Source organism: Saccharopolyspora sp. NPDC050389 (assembly GCF_040655595.1).
In the GTDB taxonomy this organism is placed as follows: domain Bacteria; phylum Actinomycetota; class Actinomycetes; order Mycobacteriales; family Pseudonocardiaceae; genus Saccharopolyspora.
Genome location: NZ_JBFAKG010000043.1, coordinates 26,493 through 44,965, shown reverse-complemented (window position 1 = coordinate 44,965; position 18,473 = coordinate 26,493). Strand labels below are relative to the sequence as shown.

The following is an 18,473-nucleotide window of genomic DNA, read 5'->3' as shown; positions in this document are numbered from 1 at the left end:
ACTCGAGGGGCCCTTTGCGATGCCGGACGAGATGAACGTCGTCATTGAGAACCTGCGCACCCATGCGTCCAAAGTGGACGGTGTGGTGGATCAGCTGAACGTCGCCGTCGACGCGTCGCAGCAGGTTTCGCTGGACAACGACGCGTACGGGATCCTCTGCCGTCCCTTCGCCTGGATGCTCGACCCGGTGGAGCAGCACGGCGTCCAGACGCTGCAGAAGGCCGTCGAGGCGATGCAGGAGGTCGCCGAGAACGTGCGCGGCGCCGCCGAGGACTACCAGTCGGCCGACGACGAGGGCAGCGACTTGATCGGCGGGATCGAGGTATGAGCAACCCGCTCGTCGCGCAGCAGAAGGAGAATCCGGACGGGCCCGGCCCGCTCACCGCCGGCACCGGCGACGCCGGGTGGGGCACCGGGATCGGCATCGCCGAATCCATCAACGACGTCTCGTCGCTGAACGACGGGTCGAGCTGGGTCGAGACCGGGCTGGCCTACGGCGGGCTGGCGCTGGAAGTCGTCAGCATCGCCACCGACCCGATCGGCACCCTGCTGTCCTACGGCCTGTCATGGCTGATCGAGCACGTCGAGCCGCTGAAGGAGGCGCTGGACTGGTTCGCCGGCGACCCGGACGGCGTCAAGGCGTACGGGGAGACCTGGGCGAACGTCTCCAAGGCGGTGGGCGAAGCCGCCACCCAGTACAACGACGCGGTCAAGGCCGACACCGCCCAGTGGACCGGCGCGGCCGGCGACTCCTACCGCCAGCACGCCGCCGAGAAGGGCGAAGCCCTCGCCGGCGCCGCGGAACTCGCCAACACGATCAGCACCGTGGTCACGGTGATGGGCGAGGTCGTCTCGTTCGTCCGCGAGTTCGTCCGCGACCTGGTCGCCGACTGCATCTCGCGCCTGATCACCTACGCGCTGGAAGCGCTGGCCCCGCCGGGAGTCTCGCTGGCCTGGGTGGTGCCGCAGGCGGTCTCGTTCATCGCCAGGACGGTCGGCAAGATCACCGAGATCGTCACCAAGCTGATCAAGACGATCAGCAACGTGGCGCCGAAGCTGGCCAAGCTGGTCGAGGTCTTCGGCGACATCATGAAGGCCCTCGGCAAGCTGGGGAAAAAGGCCGCCGACGGAGTGAAGACCGCGGCGACGAACGTCGGCAAGGTCGCGGACAAGCTGGACGTCGCGGGCAAACTGGGCGACAAGCTGGCGGAGAAGACCTGGAAGAAGGTCGACGACGTCTTCGGCACGGACGTCGTGGGCAAGCACAACGCCAAGTTCGGCGGCCCGGACGCACCCGGTGGCGGCTCGGACGGCGGCGACAACGAGAGCGGATCGACCGGGACCGGGTCGGGTTCGACGGGTGACGGAACGGGATCGGGGTCGGCCGGGACCGGTTCCGGTTCGTCCGGGGACGGCTCCGGTTCCGCGGGCGACGGAACGGGATCGGGTAACGGCTCGACTTCGAGCCCCACGGGCAGCGGCACGAGCGGTTCCGGTTCCACATCGACGGGTAGCGGCTCCGGCGGCACCGACGCTCCCGGCTCGGGCTCGCACGGCGGTTCCGGCTCGTCTTCATCGCCGGATGATTCGGGTTCGCATGGCGGCTCCGGTTCTTCGCCGGAGGCTGCCGGTTCGCACAGCGGCTCGGGTTCCTCATCGAATGGCCCGGATTCGCAAGGTTCTTCGCCCGGCGGTTCGGGCACGCACGGCGGTTCGGGTTCTTCGCCCGATGGTTCGGGCTCCCACGGTGGTTCCGGCTCTTCGACCGATGGTTCCGGTTCGCACGGCGGTTCTGGCTCTTCCGGGACGCCGAGCGGTTCGGACTCGCCACGCGCCGGTACCGATTCGGGCTCGCACGCGCCGGAATCGTCCGGTCGTAGCGCTGCCGACACGGGCTCCGGCGGGTCGGCCGATGCGCCGCGAAGCGCGTCCTCAATGGACACTGGATCGAGCGGTCACGGCGGTGCGGACGCGCGGTCCGCGGCCCCGGAAAGCGGCCCACGCGTCGCATCGGCGCCGGACGGGGCGCCGGCCGATGGTTCCGGTGCGGGGTCGCACTCCGGCGGCGGTTCGGCCACCGGCGGGAGCGGCTCGGGCGGCGGATCGCCGCACCTCGGAGGCGGTTCGGGCGGCCATGTCGGTGGTGGCTCGGGCGGTGGCCCGGCTCCCACCGGGAGCGGCTTCGGCCCGGACGTCGCGAACCGCCCGCCGTCCACCCCGGCGCATACCTCGACCGCCAGCGTGAGCGCGCCGGAACGACCGGCGGACATGGGCGTCGCCGCACCGCCCCCCAACGCGCCCTCGGCACGCCCGGACCAGCCCGCCGCCGGCGGCGGAGCCGCGGGTGGCGCGGCCGCAGGCGCGCCGGGAGGCGCACCGTCGTCCTCGCCAGGCGGCAGCCGCCCGGGCTCGGGCGGCGGCTGGACGGGCACCCCCGGAAGCCCCGGCGCAGCCGGGCGAAGCATGCCCAGCGGCCCCGAGGCGCCGCGGCCACGCGGCACCGAGGGCTCCCCGGCGGGGCGCGGACCGGCGCAGCCGGGCTCGCCGCACCGCCCCGGCGGAGCCGGTCAGCGACCGGCGCAGCCGGGAGGCCCCGCAGGGTCGCCGCGGGCCGACGGCCCGGCGCAGCCGGGTGGTCCGGCCAGGCCGAACGGCCCGGCGAGCCCGAATGCTCCGGCGCATGCGAATGGGCCTGGACACCCCAACGGTCCGGCGCGCGCGGATGCCCCAGCAAGCCCGAACGGTCCGGCGCGGCCCGACGCTCCGATGCGCCCGAACGGCCCCAGCGGATCGGCACACCCGGACGCTCCGGCCAGGCCGAACGGTCCGGCTCGCGCTGACGGCCCGAACGCGCCGGCCCGGCCCAACGGTCCGGCCAGCCCCCAAGGCTCACCGCGCCCCGACGCCCCGGGCTCGGTACGTCCAGATGCCCCAGCCCGCCCGAACGGTCCGGTGCGCCCAGACGGTCCGAACGGCTCGGTGCGCCCGGACGCCCCGGCGCGCCCCAACGGTCCGATTCGACCCGACGGCTCGATTCGGCCAGATGCCCCAGCCCGGCCCAACGGTCCCGCGCGCCCGGATGCCCCGGCACGTCCCGACGGCCCGTCGCGCCCCGGCGGCCCCGACGGATCTGTCCGCAGTGGACGAACGGACGGCGGCCCGGAGATGCCGCGCCAGCGGCAGCCGGAAACCCCGTCCCGCCTGAACGATCCCGCCAATCCGCGCCCGCAGGGCACGCGTCCGGACGCCCCGCGTCCGGACGCACCCCGCGTCGACGGCCCGCACGCTCCGCGCGTGGATGCGCCGCAGGTGAGCCGCCCGCCGGCGGCGGCCCGGCACGCCGACGCAGATCGCTACAAGTACGCGGACGTGAAGCACGAGGACTTCGCTAACGTGAAGGGCGAGGGCGTCCGGCATTGGGGGCCCGGCTGGCAGCAGCGTGTGGTCGAGGACGCCCGGATTCGCGCCGAGTCCCTCGGCTACCACGAGCCGCCGCAACGCCCGCGCTCTCCGGAACCGGAACCGGAAGCGCCGCCACGGTCCACAGCGGAGTCGATGGCCGCCGAAAGGCCGCCGGAAAAGCCGCTCGAGCACCGCTGGAACGAGAGGATCGGCCCGGGCCAGCCGGTGGACATCTCCCACGAGCTGCGCGAGAAGCTCGGCGGAAAGGGACTCGGGATCCGCAACACGGATTCCGGGCTCTCGATGATCCAGGATGCCCCGCGTTCCAACTTCAACGGGGCGGATGCCGCTCGGCGCATGCCGCGGCCGGCCGTGGATCCGAAGCGGTTCACGGTCGAGGTCCACGGCAGCCCGAACGGCGTGAAGTTCAACGGCCAGGAACTCTCGGCCAAGGAACTGGCCGAGATCATCAAGGGCGCGCCCGGGTACAAACACGGAGAGCCGGTCCGCCTGCTGTCCTGCCAAACCGGCGCCGACCTGCCGGACGGCTCCCCGAACTTCGCCCAGCAGCTGTCGAAGGAACTCGGTGTGGAGGTCCTGGCGCCCAACAAGGACGCCTGGGTCGACAACTTCGGCAACATGTACGCGAGCGGCAGCCGAGCGGAGTTCCACCCGGACGCCTCGGGCACGCCGCAGCCGCGCTTCGACGAGCCGGGCCAATGGGTCAGCTTCGGCCCGGACGGAACCAAAGCGGTCCACGACAGCCCGTTCCCCCCAGGCCACGAACCGGAGTGGACCCGCTTCGGCCACCAAGCAGACGCAGCCCACCAACGCGGCTACGGCGACCAACCGCCGAAGGAGTTCCAGCACCCGGGTGGCCCCGCCTGGGGCGGTTGGCATTCGCGGCCCGACGCCTACAACGAGCCGATACCCGGGCACGTCATGCCGAACGGCGAGTTCGTGCCGCACGGCGAGTTCGACGTCCACGGCAAGTGGATCCCGCACGGGCAGCTCGACAACCTCAACCGCTGGGTGCCGGGACACCTGAACGCCAACGGCCAACTGGCCCCCAACGGGCACTACGACCAAAACGGCGCGTGGGTCGCGCACGGCCGAACCGACGAGTTCGGCCGCTGGGTCCCGGTCCACCGCGACGCCGACGGCTACCACGACCTGGGCCGGTTCAACCCGCAAAACCAGTGGGAACCCACGGGCTACGTCGACCGGAACACCGGCCAGTTCGTCCCGAACAACCCGCCGCAGCAGGTGCCCCACGCCGGTCCACCGCAGGCAGGACCGGGTCACCAGTCGGCACCGAACGCGGGTCAGGCCCAGCAGCCGCCACCAGCTGCGCCGCATTCGCAACCTGCTCAGGCTCCGCAGCCGATGACGGCGCAGTCCGGATACGGGTCGCACCAGCAGGCCGGACAGCACCCGGCGGCACCTCAGCAATCGCCGCACCAGCAGCCGATGCAGCAGCAGGCTCCGCAGCAACCGAACTACCAGCAACCGGCTGCCCCGCACGCGGGACAACAGCCGATCCACCAGCAACCGGCCGCTCCGCACGCCTGGCAGCAACCCGCACCCCCGCACGCGGGGCAGCAGCCGCTTGCGGCACCACATGCCGGTCAGCAGCCGCAACCAATGCAGCAGCAACCGGCACAACCTCCGCGGCAACCACAACAGCCGCCGGCTGCTGCGCCGCAGTTCGGGCAACAGCCGCCCCCTGCACGGCAGCAGCAACCCCCGGCAGCCACGCCGCATGGCGCGCCGCAGCAGCAAGGGATGCGTCAGCAGCCGCCCGCTGCGAATGCGCAGCAATCGCCCCAGCAGCCCAACCGACCTGCGGCAGGAGCATCACCCGCCGCTGGCCCGCAACGCCAGGCACCGCAGTTCCCGGCAAGTCGGCAGCCGAGTGCGCCTCAGCAGCCCGCAGCGCCATCTGCGCGTCCGTCGGCACCGCAGCCCGCGGATGTCAGCGGTCCGCGCCCAGCGCCTGCGGCTCCGCGCCAGGCGGCGCCGCCGGTGGATGTCCGAGGCCCCCGCATGGACGGCCCGTCGTCCCCAACCAGGGCGCCATCCACCGACGCCGGCGGCCAACCGCCTACGCCTGGAAGTTCGCGTCCTGCCCAACCACCGGCAGACGTCAGCGGCCCCCGGCAACCGCAGTCACCGGAAGCCCCGCGCCGACCGGATTCCGCACAGGGCCAGGGCACTTCGCCCCAGGCACCCGCCGGCCACCGCTCGGATGCACCACCCGCCGAGACCAACGGTCCCGGGCCGAAGCCGGCCGATGCGCCGTCGCACGCACCGGAGCCGGGCAAACCGACGGACACGACCGCGCCGCGCACCGACCAGCAAGCCGAAAGCTGGCAGAACGACTTCGAACCAGCCCCGCAGAAGTCGCCCGAGCCCGCGGACTCGACGAGCGGCGCGGATTCGTCGGACCGGCAGAAGGACTTCGAGCCGACTCCGTCCCAACCATCCAGCCCGTCGAACAGCCAGCACGGGGACCTGGACACCGAGACCGACGCCCCAAGCCCGAGCGACGCAACGAAGCCTGCGCCGAAGTGGTGGGAATCGGATGGCGGAAGCCCGTTCGATCCCAAGCCGGACCCGGCTTCGCGGCCGACCCCGGCATCGGATCACGATGCCGACGCCGACACGTCCAGCGATGTGGACTCCGACCAACAGTCGGGAAATGTGGGCGAGAAGCCCGCTGAAGAGCAGAAATCGCCGTGGGATCAGCTGGACGAATCGCCGGACGGCGACGGTGTGCCGGACGATCTCCCGGACAGCGCCGTCGACCCCGCTCCGACGCAGCCGGGGACTTCGGGCTCGTCGCCTTGGCAGGGTGCTGATGGGCACAGCCCGTTCGACCCGCCCAAGTCGAGCCCGGACCCCTCACACACCGGGGAGTCGGCGGGTTCCCCCGGGCCTGGTCTGAGCGCTCGCGAGTCGTGGGCCAGGATGGACGTCACCCCGACGCACACCTTGGGCCACAACTCTGGCGGCGGAAGCCCCGGCTCATCCCCGGACAGCCCGTCGAAGAGCCTCTCGGACTTCGACGGGCCGGCCACCACGCACGAGCCCCCGGTGCGGTCCAAGATCGAGGACCTCCTGGGAGGTCCAGGCGACTCGCCCAGCGGTCCAACCACCCATGGGCCCGACCTGGGCACGCACGCTCCAGATGCGGTCCCGCACGCGCCTGACCTGGATGGACACGACCCCGACCTGGGTTCGCGCGCGCCCGAGTCTGAAAAGCCGGACGCGCTCGAAGTGGTCGGCGAGCAGAGTTCCGACTTCCGGGCTACCGAGGCGGATCGCCAGGTATACCGGGAACGCATCGAAAGAAGCCGGTTGCGCGGCACGACGTTCGAGGAGAGCGTCGCCAAGCTGCGCGCGGAGTACCCGCAATTGGCGCACCTCCCCGACGTCGAAGCGGTGGCCTTCCGCCGCTACGTGGGCGAGGATGCGATGCAAATGAATCATGCGCTGCGGACCCTGGACAAAATCGACCTGGAGTACCTGGCGCCGGAGATCAAGGCCCTGCGCAGCGCCCTCAACCAGATGCCGGACTACGCGGGCTCGACCGCTTACCGGCACATCAGCGTCGAACCGCAAGACCTGGACGCGCTGCTGGAGCGCTACAAGCCAGGCGGCATGGTTACGGAAAACGCGTTCACCAGCGCAAGCAAGGATGCTCCGCTCGACCAGTTCGGCAAGGTGGACGGTAGGCATCGGGTTCAGTTCGTCATCGACAACCCCCGCTATGCCAAGGATCTGGAGTTCATGAACCCGGACGAGCGGGAAATCCTGTGGCCGGACGGCAACCGCTTCGAGGTCTCGAAGCAACATTTCGACCCTGAATCGGGTGAGTGGAAGATCCACCTGATCGACCGCGGGCGGGAGTGAGCGATGGATCAGCATCAGCGGCCGAGTGCAGCGCTGACCGGGAAGGTCGCGGAATTGTTGACCCTCGACGAGCAGGTCGTGCTGGAGACCCGCGGTCGGTCGGACACGACGACGGACTACGAATGGCGCAACGGCGAACGCGTCATGGGCTATTGGGATGCCCAGCGGGTGCGGAGGGTCTTCGGACGCAGCAGTGACGAGTTCTGCCAGGAACTGCGTTACGACAAGACCATCAAAGACGCGTCCTTGTTCTACGGGATCGGGATGCATTTCCCGTTCGCGGCGTTGGAGTCCGCGTTGGCCGACATGGTCGTGCACGGACGGCTCTCCTCGTCGACCCAGATGACGCTGTTCTGCCTCGACGCGGTGGTGCGCACGGAGACCTGGCTGCGTCAGACGAAGAGGCTCATCCCGCGCACGATCGGCCTGCTGGGTCTGCTGCGATGGCTGCACACCCAGGGCGTCCCGTGGAATAGGGCCGTGACCGCGGGCATCTTCGAAGAAGTGCCCGAACCGTCCGGGTGGCTGATCAAGGTCCCGGAACTCTTCGAGCCTCGCGACCCGGATCCGGTGTGCATCGAGGCGCTGTCCGCATTCGCGGAAAGGGACGTGACGGGGTGGTTCTCGAAGCCGATCAACAGGGCTCGGACTCCGTCTGCGGTGCCCAGGGCGATCGCTCTGTCGGCGTGGTCGGACATTCCGGAGCGAGTTTTCGAGCAGGCCGTCGCGAACGCACTGCTCACGCACGGCCACCCCGACGCATACCTGAGCGCGGGCGCGTACGCGGTCCTGGTCAACACGGTGTTGTCCGGGGGGACGCTGGAAGACGGCATCGAGGTGGTGGCGGACGAGCTGGTCAAGTGGCCGGACGAGAACGTTCGGCGCCTGCTGGATTCCTGCGAGCTGACCGGTCCGCCGCCGTCGCCGAGCGAGTTGTCAGCGCTGGTGGCGGACGGTGCGGCTCCAAATGCGCTGGCCGTCGCCGTGGTGGTCGCGGCGCGGGACAACGATTTCGAGTCCGCCGTGCGGCGTGCGGCCGAGGTCCTGCCCGCCGCGGCGCCACTGGTCGGCGGCTTCCACGGCGCGCGAAACGGTGAGCAGGGACTTCCGCGGGAGTGGCTGGAGCGGCTGGAGCTTCGAGACGTGGTGGATCGGTTGGTCTTCGACGTCGCGGCCGTTCAGGTCGGACTGCCGGAGCGGGTCTGGACGCCCGACTGGGCCGGTCCCTACCCGGGGTTCTGAGCACGGGGAGTAGCAGATGAACGACAGCATCACGGCTCAGGACGAGCTGACCCCGAACGAGCGGAAGACGCTGCAGGCGTGGCGGGACATCAAGTCCCGGCCGATCCTGCTCCCGATGTCGTGGTTCGAGGGAGTCGACCGCCAGGTCGGGATGGTCTTCGGGGGCGATCGGAACGATCCGCTCGCCTGGCCGCGGCGGCAATACCAGGTCCTCGGCCGGGTGATGGGCATGCTCGTCGGCGGAGCTCTGGGAGATTCCCTCGGGGCCACGGCTGAAGCGGAAGGAATCGGGACCGGGGGTGCGCTGCTGGCCGCTATCCGGTCGCGGCCGTGGCAGGCACCGAACTCGGCGGCCTTGGTCAGCGCTGTCGAGATCGCGACACGCGCCCACGCAGATCAGGGCGAGGGCGCGGATCTCGACGCTGCGCTGATGACACGTGCCCGAGAAGCGGAATTCGCTGGAACTCTCGGATGTTTCGCCGCTTCCATTCCGGCCGCGCTGGTCAGCATCACCAGCCCGGACGAAGACGCGTTCCGCCGAGCTGCGGGACTGGCCCGACTGCTCAGAGAGCACCCGGAGGACTGGGCCAGTGCGGGCGTGTTCGCCGTGGCGCTCGTACGGGCGCTCAACGGCCAGAATCTCCGCCTCGACCAGATCTCCGAGATACTGCTGGAGCAGTTGGGCACTGAGCACGCTGAGCTCCGCCGCAGGCTGGAATACCTTGCGACGGTGCGCGAAGACGCCAACGAGCAGGGGATTCTCGCGGAGCTGGGCGACGGCTCCTCTGGACCGGAGGTCGTCTCCCGGGCGCTTTGCATCGGAGCCCGCAACACCGGCGGATGGGCCGAGGTCCTCCACGCCTTCGCCGGAGGGACCCGGTCCCGCAATGCGCAGGTGTCCGGCCTGCTCACCGGCGCAAGACACGGCACGGAGGCATTCCCGCTGCTGTGGCGCCGGAAACTCGAATCCGCCGGCCAGCTCGAATCCGTCGCCGGAACTTTCATGACCGAATTCGGTCCGGACGAGGTGAGAATCACCCCGCAACCCGATGTCCGAAATGGGAACTCCCCGTCGCAGCCCGCTGATCCTGCTCAGGCTGAGCCTCCGCAGACCTTGGACGCCCACGAGCGGTTCATCGGCTCGATGCTGGCCGGGGCGATGGGCGATGCGCTCGGGTTTGCCATTGAGTTCCACGACATCGGGATGATCCGCCGGAACCACGGGGATGCCGGGCTCACCTCTCCCGTGCTTCGCGACGGTGTCGCTCAGGTTTCCGATGACACGCAGATGATGCTCTTCACCCTCGAAGGGCTCATCCGGGCTCACGTCGCTCGGCGGATCAATCCGACCGACAACGATCCCGTTCCCGAAGTTCAGCACGCTTATCAGCGGTGGTTCCACACGCAGAGCCAGCCGTGGGAGCGCGCCGGTGGGCCCTATGCACAGCATCTGCAGCAGCCTGATGGGTGGTTGATCACTCATCCCGAGCTGTTCAGCTCGCGGGCTCCGGGGAGCACCTGCATGTCGGCGCTGGCGAAGTTCGCGCAGACGCATCAGCATGCCACTCCGCAGTTCAAGATCAACGATTCCAAGGGCTGTGGCGGCGTCATGCGTGCCGCGCCGGTCGCGGTGTGGTCCAACGATCCCGCCGAGGTCTTCTACGCCGCCGTCGGTACCGCCGCGCTGACGCACAGCCATCCCTCCGGCTACCTCTCCGCCGGCGTGATCGCGGTGATCGTTCACCAGCTGATCCGCGATGTGCCGCTGCCGGAAAGCGTTCGGATGGCGCGGGATCTGCTGACCCGGTGGCGCGGGCACGACGAGCAGCTGAAGTTCCTCGACGCCGCCGTCGAGCTCGCGAAGAAGGGCGCCGTCAGTCCCGAGGAGATCAAGGACACACTCGGTCAGGGGTGGGTCGGGGAAGAAGCTCTCGCGATCGGGCTCTACGCCGCGCTGGCCACCGATAACTTGAGGGACGCGCTGTTGCTGTCCGTGAACCACTCGGGGGACTCCGATTCCACGGGGATCGTGTGCGGCAACATTGCGGGGGCGCTTTACGGGGCTCGGGCCGTTCCGCAGGAGTGGCTCGCGTCCCTGGAGTTGCGGGAGCTCGTCGAGACGCTGGCCAAGGATGCGCTGGTCGAGTTCAGCCCTGGGCCGCCGACCGATCCGGGATGGACTCGGCGGTATCCCGCCTGGTGACCATGAGGGAGACATCGCGATGACCGACGCTCGACCGCCGCAGCTGTCGTGGGCCGAACGATTCCGCGGCGCCATGCTCGGCGGGGCCGTCGGCGACGCGCTCGGGGCCGGCGTGCGGCACACCAGCACCGCCGAGATCCAGCAGTGGTTCGGGCCGCAGGGCGTCGTCGACTACCTGCCCGGTTACGGGCGGCGCGGCGCGGTCACCGACCTGACGCAGCTCACCGTGTTCACGCTGGAGGCCCTGCTGCGGGCGAAGGCCGCCAACCCGGGCGGCAACGGGTGGTTGCCGACCGAGTTCGTCTTCACCAACTACTTGCGCTGGCTGCACACGCAGGGCGTTCCGTGGGACTACGCGATGTCGGCCTACCTGTCGACGGAACCCGCTCCCACCAGCTGGTTGCTCGAACGGCCCGAGCTGTATTCGACCCGCAACCCGGACGGCGCGGCGATCGCCCTGCTCGGGCGGATGGCTCGGCGGTCTCCGCTGGGCGCCGACGGCCTGCTGCGTCCTCCGACCAATGTGGACGGGTTGGCGGATTGCGTGGCCTGGGCCGCGCCCGCCATGGTGTGGTCGAACGTGCCCGAGGCCGTGTACTCCACCGGCGCCGCGACCGCGAACCTGTTCACCTCCGCCCCGAACTCCGTCAGCGCCGCCGGCATGCACGGCGACGTGCTGGCTCAGCTGATCCGCGGCGTGCCGCTGTGGGACGCGGCGACCGCGTCCGACCGCAGCCGGCTCGGCAGCGCCTACCAGGTCCGCGAGGTTCCAGCCGACGTCCGGCGGACCGTGCACGCGGCGATGTTCGTCGGGCAGCGGGGCATCCGCCCTTCGCCGTCGGACATCGACATCGAATTCGACACCGAGGACAAGCCCGGCGAGCTCGGCATCGCGCTGGCCGCCGTGGGCAGCACCCGGAACTTCGCCGACGCGGTGCGGGTCGCCGTGAACCACTCCAGCGACAGCGCCGTCACCGGGGCGTTGGCCGGGCAGCTCGCCGGCGCGATCTACGGGCCGAGCGGGATTCCCGCGCAGTGGGTGGAAGAACTCGAACTGCGCGAGGTCATCGAGATCCTCTGCGCGGACGCCACCGAAGCCTTCGCGCCGCCACCGCCGCCGCAGTGGGCCCAGCGGTACGCGCCGAACCCCCGGCGGCTCGGCGGCCCCCGGGAGCTCGCCGCCGGCACGCCGAACACCGTCGAAGGCTCCGCCGAGCAGACCATGATCATGCCCGCGATCCCGGCCGCGCCGGATGCCGTCGACACACCCCCGCAGGGCATCCCGCCGCAGAGCGCGCGCTCGGAGAACATCGGGGCGCCGACGTTCCCGGTGGCCCGCGCCGAAACCCCGACGGAATTCGTGGTGACCGATCCGTCGAGCACCGGGCCGATCCCGGTGCCGCGCCTGCTGTCGAACGAGGCACCGTTCGAAACCACCGCGGTGTTCCCGGCGGTCGACACTCCGGCCGAGCCCGAGCAGTTCGACGCCGAACCGCAGATCGGAGCCTTTCCTCCGCTGGCCGCTCCCCGCGCGGCGGCTCGGGCCGAGGAATTCCCGGCGCCGGAAGTCCGTGCGACGCCGGTCGAATCCTGGGATGAGGCCGATTCGGCACCGGTCGAGCAGGAGCGGACGCAGGCCGCCGACCCGGATTTCGGGCGGATCGTCGTGCCGGAGGCCGACGACATCGCCGCCGCGTCGGAGTTCGCGGAGCGACCAGCCGATGGCGGAGCAGTGGCCGCGGAGATCGCTACCGGTGAAGAGGCGGCCGCCGAGCAGGCGTTGGCTGAGAGCGTTGCCGACGAAGCGGCGCCGGAGGAGCCCGCGATGTCCGCATCGATGGGAGCCATCGCGGAGGACGTCGTCCCGGCTTGGTCCGAAGACCAGCTCGACGCCGAGCCGCCCGCTCCGCAGGAGCCGGTGGAGCGCGATCCGGTCGACATGGAGCCGCCCGCGCGCGCACCGATCGACCTCGAACCAGCCGTTTTCGACACGACGCCAGGCGAAAGCCTGCCGGACGAGGTCGCAGCAGACGCCGATCTGGCAGAAGCCGACGAACCGGAGGCTGACGGGGCGATTCTTTCGGCCTTCGCGGAGCTGGAAGACGCCGAGTCGGCGGAGCCGGCCAAGATGCCCGGTGCGTTCGGCGCCGAAGAAGTGAGGGCCGAAGAGCCCGAGCCGCTGGGCCCCGACCACATCGCCCGGCGGAGCGTCGCCGGGCCCGCCGTGGAAGACGTCGCGGTCGAGGAAGCCGAACCGGCGGACGTGGCCGAGGAGCCCGAGCCGTCCGGCATCTCGGAGCCCGCCGAGCTCGAATCCGTGGAGCCGCTCGACGCGGAGGAGTCCGGAGAGCCGGAGCAGTCGGGCGCCACCGACCCTGTCGCGTCGGAGGACGTCGACCAGGTGGCGGCCGAGTCGTCGGGCGTCGATCACCTCGCTCGGCGGAGCCTCGCCGAGCTCGCCCTGCCGGAAGACACCGCGCCGGAGCCCGCCGCGCCGGAAGGCGCCGAGCCGGTCGAGGTCGACGAGCACGAACCGGCCGACGAGCCGGACGTCGAGGCCCAGCAGGCCGAAACCGAGCCGAAGCCCGCCGAGCCCGCGGCTGTGGTCGCGCCGATCGTTCGCGGCGAGCACGCCAAGGCGGACCGGCCCGACGACAGCGCCCCGTCGCTGACCGAGCGGGTGCTGGGTTGCTTCCTCGGTGGGGCGCTCGGCGATGCCCTCGGCTCCGACTTGGAGTTCATCACCGCCGAGGAGATCACCAGGCGCTTCGGCCCCGACGGGCCGCACGGCCTGCGCGAGGCGTACGGGGTGCACGGCGCGATCACCGACGACACGCAGATGACGCTGTTCACCGCCGAAGGCCTGATCCGCGGCAGCGTCGCAGGCCGGATGCTCGGCGTCGAGGACCCGCTGCCCGAGGTTCAGCTGGCCTACCAGCGCTGGCTGCACACGCAGGGCGTCGAGTGGGATGCCGCCGCCGGGCGGTTCCTCGCCGACTATCCCGCGCCCGACGGCTGGCTGATCGAGGTGCCCGGCCTGTTCAAGACCCGCGCCCCCGGCAAGACCGTGTTCCGCGCGCTGGCCCGGTTCGGCGACGGCCACCCGGCCGGCTCGTTCACCGAGAAGATCAACAACTCGAAGGGCTGCGGCGGCGTGATGCGCGCCGCACCGGTCGCGCTGTGCTCCACCGATCCCGCCGAGGTGTTCCGGCTGGCCGCCCGCACCGCCGCGCTGACCCACAGCCACCCCGCCGGCTACCACTCCGCCGGGGCGCTCGCGGTGATCGTCCAGCAGGCGTTGCTCGGCCGCGGCCTCGACGACGGCGTGTGGCTGGCCCTGCAGGTCCTTGAGACCTGGGAGGACCACGAGGAGACCAGCGCCATGCTGAAGGCCGCCGTCGACCTGGCCGAGGCCGGCGTGCCGACGCCGCAGCAGGTCGCCGAGACGCTCGGCGGCGGCTGGGTCGGCGAGGAGGCGCTGGCGATCGCGGTGTGCGCGGCGCTGGTCGGCGGCGAGGACGTCGAGCTCGCGCTGCGGATCGCCGTGCACCACGACGGGGACAGCGACTCCACCGGCGCGATCTGCGGGAACATCGTGGGCGCCCTGCTCGGCGTCGGCGCTCTCCCGGTCGACTGGCTGGCCGAGCTGGAGCTGCGCGACGTCGTCGAGCAGGTGGCGCTGGACTGCGTGGCCGAGTTCGGCCGGGGCGCGTTCCAGCCGGGGCAGGCCGCGATCGAGCCGCCGACCGACGAGGACTGGAACGAGCGCTATCCCGTCCGTCCGCAGTGGTCGATTCCGGAGCCCGCTCTGCGAGGGGCCGGCGACGAGCCCGTCGCGGAGTTCCCGGCGCCGAAGCCCGCGCCGCGGCGCATCAACGGCGTCGTTCGCACCGAGACGTTCGAGGGAGAGGGCAAGTGATCCTCGGTACGCACATCATCGGGCTGTACGGCGTCATCGACGGTGAACCTCAGCTGGTGGTCGACCTGCGCGACGGCGGGGCGCGGATCAACGGCAGGCCGGACGCGATCCCGGTCGAGCAGGTGACCGCGGTGTTCTTCGAGCAGGAGGACGACGCCCACCCGGTGCGGCCGCAGTTCCCGGCGTCGGCGTCCTTCGGTTCGGTGCCGGACCGGTCGGCGTTGCGGCAGGAACTGGTCGAGTCGCTGCACGGCACGCTCGCCGCCGCGCTGCCGGAAGGCTGGCGCGAGGCCCAGGTGAACTGCACGGCCTTGGGCACCCGGATCGAGATCACCGCGACCGTCACCACCGACGAAGAGCACCAGTGGATTCCGGCGCAGGAGGTCGTCGACGCGCTGCGCCGGCTCCGCGACGTCGAGTACCGCCCGGACACCGGTGCGTGGACCACGGCGAGTGTCGCGATCAGCCGCGACGGCGCCGACTACCGGACCGGGCACGATGCTCCGCAGTGGACTCGCGGCGACGAGGGCCTCCGCGCGTACTACGACGAACTGCGCTTCTACCCGCGCGTGACGGCGCCGGACTGGCTGTTCGAAGCCGCATGGCAGCACCACGCGGACAACCGCGGTGGCTTCGAAGTTCCCGACCCCGTCCGCATGGTCCAGGTTTTCGACGGCCGCGGCGCCGACGACCGCCCGGTGGCGCACCGGCCCGCGCTGCCGTGGGCCGAGAAGCAGGCGGTCCTCGACTACCTCTACGGCGGCGAGATCCTGCTGTCGGCCCCCGGCACCTCGGCGGACGAGGTCGACCCGCAGCAGCCGCCGGAGGTGCCCAAGCAGTTCCACACCGACGGCACCTGGGTGTGGCCGCTGGCGATGGCCTACTACCTGGGGGTGCACGACATCGCGCCGCCGCGCGACTTCCTCGAGCACGTCCGGCGCAACGGCCACCGGCCGCCGGAGGTCGTCGCCGAGCGCGCCGCGGCGGAGGCCAAGGCGCTGGTGCTGGGCGCCGACGCCGACACCCTCGAGAACATCCCGCCCGCTGAAGCGATCGAGCTGGCCAGGGGCTTCATCAGCGCGATGGGCATGAGCCGCCGGTTCTACAGCTTCGAGCAGGCCGTCGAGGGCGGCTGGAGCATGATCCGCGAGCTCGACGGCTGGTGGGCGGTGTTCTGCGTCGACAACGGCGAGGTCAAGAACAAGTCCCGGTTCCCGGAGCCGTTCGGCGCCGCCGCGCACCTGATCGGCGCGATGGCGCTGACCAGGGACCTGTTCCTGCGCGCGCCCGACGAGCCGCTGGCCGACTTCGAGTGCCCGATCCAGCCGCTGCCGGGCGAGCCGCCGCTGGACGCCTACGACAACAAGTTCCTCGTCGACCTGCGCGCGGGTGACGAGATCGACAGGTTCGGCGATCCGGCGGGCAACACGGCCTTCGTCGCGGGCACGACGCTGCCGCAGCGATCCGCGCCCCCGCAGCAGCCGGCCGGGGACTACCGGAAGTACCGGGTGCTCACCGGGTTCCAGGTGATCTCCGGCGTGGCGAAGCCGGACTACGGCCAGGTCGGCGGCGGCACCGCCTTCCTCCTCCCGGCGGACCTGCACGCACTGGTCGCGGACGGCTGGCTCGCCGAGGCCTGACCGGCTCGGCGCAACGTTCCGGCAGGCCCGGGGCCGTGCGTACTTCGTGCTGCTGTAGAGGCTGTTTCTAAACTCGTTCTGCGTGGCGGTGTGGGTGGCGGAACCTCAGAGGTCTTCTCGCTGTGGGATCCCCGACATCATGAATGCCAATTCACTACGTCGGGGCTGTCCTCGCGAGAAGACCTCTGAGAACCCGCGGCGGTGCGGGTTGCGTGGGTGGGCTAAGCGGCTGCGCCGCTTCAAAGACAAAACGCCCGCGTTATCACATCCGCACGTCACCACATCCAAAACAGGCTCTATAGCGACACAAAACACGCACGGCCCCGGTGACCAGCGGAACATCCGGGCTCGCGGCCCGGGCGGCGGTTCGTCCATCTGGGTGCGCCGGTCCGGCCTCGACCGCCGGTACGCTCCCGCATGTCGATTTTCGGGGGTGACACGGCAGGAGGCCGCATTGGCAACGCTGCGCAGGGCCCATCTCATCGCATCGACCAGCCGCGGCCGGCTGCTCGCCGGAGCCGAGGCGTCATGAGGGAGGCGCGCGGAGTCAACCGGTACCTCGACTACTACGGCGACCCGCGGCCCATCCCGGATCTGGTCGGGCGGACGCCGCCGGAGGCGCTCGCGGTGGCCAACGCCGTCGGGGTGGAGGTCGTGGTCGGCGGCCCGGACGGCGATCCGCGCCCGCTGCGTCGGGACCACGGCCGCATCCAGCGCCAGCACCCGGCGGCGGGGCGGCCGATCGGCCAGGCCAGGTGGATCGTGGTGTGGCCCGCCGAATGACCGGCCCGATGTGATCGATCTCGCTTGGCGGGAAGCCCTTGTCAGCGTGGGTAGAGTGTCGGGGAAGGTAAGACGCGAGCTCGCACCCCTGAGGTGGCGCCGGCGCGGCGCCGGGTGATCGAGCAGGTCAAGAGGGACCCCGTTTTGACCCTCTGAGAACGGGGCAGGTATCTTTGTTTATCGGACCCGACACCCATCGGGTCGATCCGCATGCCCGTGCATGACGTGGTCGCCAGCCGCTGGTTGAGACCGCGCCAGCGCCGAGGATGTGTGGAACTCCTCTCGACAACCCTCTGGGGTCGTTCCCATTGGGGCGCATCGGCGCCGAAAGGCCGAGGAGCGGGCGACACGCCCGACCTCGTGGTGCGGGAGGAGTCCGGAAACACAGTGCCTGACAGGTGCTCGACGCCAGGGCACGCCGAAGCTCGAACGAGCGCCGCTTGGTCGAGTACCAGAAGACGCGAACGCTGACAGAAAGCCGGTCCATGCCCACCATCCAGCAGCTGGTCCGTAAGGGCCGCCAGGACAAGGTCGCGAAGACCAAGACCGCGGCGCTCAAGGGGAGCCCGCAGCGGCGTGGCGTGTGCACCCGCGTGTACACGACCACCCCGAAGAAGCCCAACTCGGCACTGCGCAAGGTCGCTCGTGTCAAGCTGACCAGCGGCATCGAGGTCACGGCCTACATCCCAGGCGAGGGCCACAACCTGCAGGAGCACTCGATCGTGCTCGTTCGTGGCGGCCGTGTGAAGGACCTCCCCGGCGTGCGCTACAAGATCATCCGCGGTTCCGCTGACACCCAGGGTGTGAAGAACCGCAAGCAGGCTCGCAGCCGGTACGGCGCGAAGAAGGAGAAGAGCTGATGCCCCGCAAGGGTCCGGCCCCGAAGCGGCCGCTGCACGCCGATCCCGTGTATGGCTCGCCGCTGGTCACGCAGCTGGTGAACAAGATCCTCGTGGACGGCAAGCGCTCGCTGGCCGAGCGGATCGTTTACGCGGCGCTGGAAGGTTGCCGGGAGAAGACCAGCACCGACCCGGTCGTCACGCTCAAGCGCGCCCTGGACAACGTGAAGCCGACCCTGGAGGTCCGCAGCCGCCGTGTCGGTGGCGCGACCTACCAGGTGCCGATCGAGGTCCGCGCCGGTCGCTCCACCACCCTCGCGCTGCGCTGGCTGGTCGGTTACTCCCGGCAGCGCCGCGAGAAGACCATGGTCGAGCGCCTCATGAACGAGCTGCTGGACGCGAGCAACGGTCTCGGCGCGAGCGTCAAGAAGCGTGAAGACACGCACAAGATGGCGGAGTCCAACAAGGCCTTCGCGCACTACCGCTGGTGACGTCGGGTCGGCTCTTGCCCGCCTCGGCGCACCGATTCG

Annotated in this window: 9 protein-coding genes; all 9 read left to right on the top strand. The window is 70.8% G+C overall.

Features of this window, described 5'->3' with window-relative positions:
- The first annotated feature begins 19 nt into the window (after positions 1–19).
- Entirely contained in the window at positions 20–328 is a 309-nt protein-coding gene (locus AB0I53_RS26560) for an ESX-1 secretion-associated protein (RefSeq protein ID WP_358608269.1), read from the top strand.
- On the top strand, positions 325–7,317 hold the full coding sequence (locus AB0I53_RS26555; RefSeq protein ID WP_358608265.1) for a hypothetical protein: 6,993 nt from the start codon (positions 325–327) through the stop codon (positions 7,315–7,317). The genes AB0I53_RS26560 and AB0I53_RS26555 overlap by 4 nt, the downstream gene beginning before the upstream one ends.
- Before the next feature lie 3 nt (positions 7,318–7,320).
- Complete coding sequence (locus AB0I53_RS26550) at positions 7,321–8,559, top strand: ADP-ribosylglycohydrolase family protein (protein WP_358608262.1); 1,239 nt, start codon at positions 7,321–7,323, stop codon at positions 8,557–8,559.
- 16 nt (positions 8,560–8,575) lie between these two features.
- Positions 8,576–10,762, top strand: coding sequence for an ADP-ribosylglycohydrolase family protein (locus tag AB0I53_RS26545; RefSeq protein WP_358608259.1), 2,187 nt, complete (start codon positions 8,576–8,578; stop codon positions 10,760–10,762).
- 19 nt (positions 10,763–10,781) lie between these two features.
- On the top strand, positions 10,782–14,681 hold the full coding sequence (locus AB0I53_RS26540; RefSeq protein ID WP_358608256.1) for an ADP-ribosylglycohydrolase family protein: 3,900 nt from the start codon (positions 10,782–10,784) through the stop codon (positions 14,679–14,681).
- Entirely contained in the window at positions 14,678–16,321 is a 1,644-nt protein-coding gene (locus tag AB0I53_RS26535; protein ID WP_358608253.1) for a TNT domain-containing protein, read from the top strand. Before AB0I53_RS26540 ends, AB0I53_RS26535 begins: the two co-directional genes overlap by 4 nt.
- Positions 16,322–16,849: 528 nt before the next feature.
- The gene (locus AB0I53_RS26530) at positions 16,850–17,104 is read left to right on the top strand and encodes a hypothetical protein (protein WP_358608250.1); all 255 of its coding nucleotides are present in this window, start codon (positions 16,850–16,852) and stop codon (positions 17,102–17,104) included.
- 485 nt (positions 17,105–17,589) lie between these two features.
- A complete protein-coding gene (rpsL, locus tag AB0I53_RS26525; protein WP_009948619.1) occupies positions 17,590–17,964 on the top strand; it encodes a 30S ribosomal protein S12 in 375 nt (124 codons plus the stop codon).
- Positions 17,964–18,434, top strand: coding sequence for a 30S ribosomal protein S7 (gene rpsG / locus AB0I53_RS26520; protein ID WP_358608247.1), 471 nt, complete (start codon positions 17,964–17,966; stop codon positions 18,432–18,434). The genes rpsL and rpsG overlap by 1 nt, the downstream gene beginning before the upstream one ends.
- The last annotated feature ends 39 nt before the right edge of the window (positions 18,435–18,473 follow it).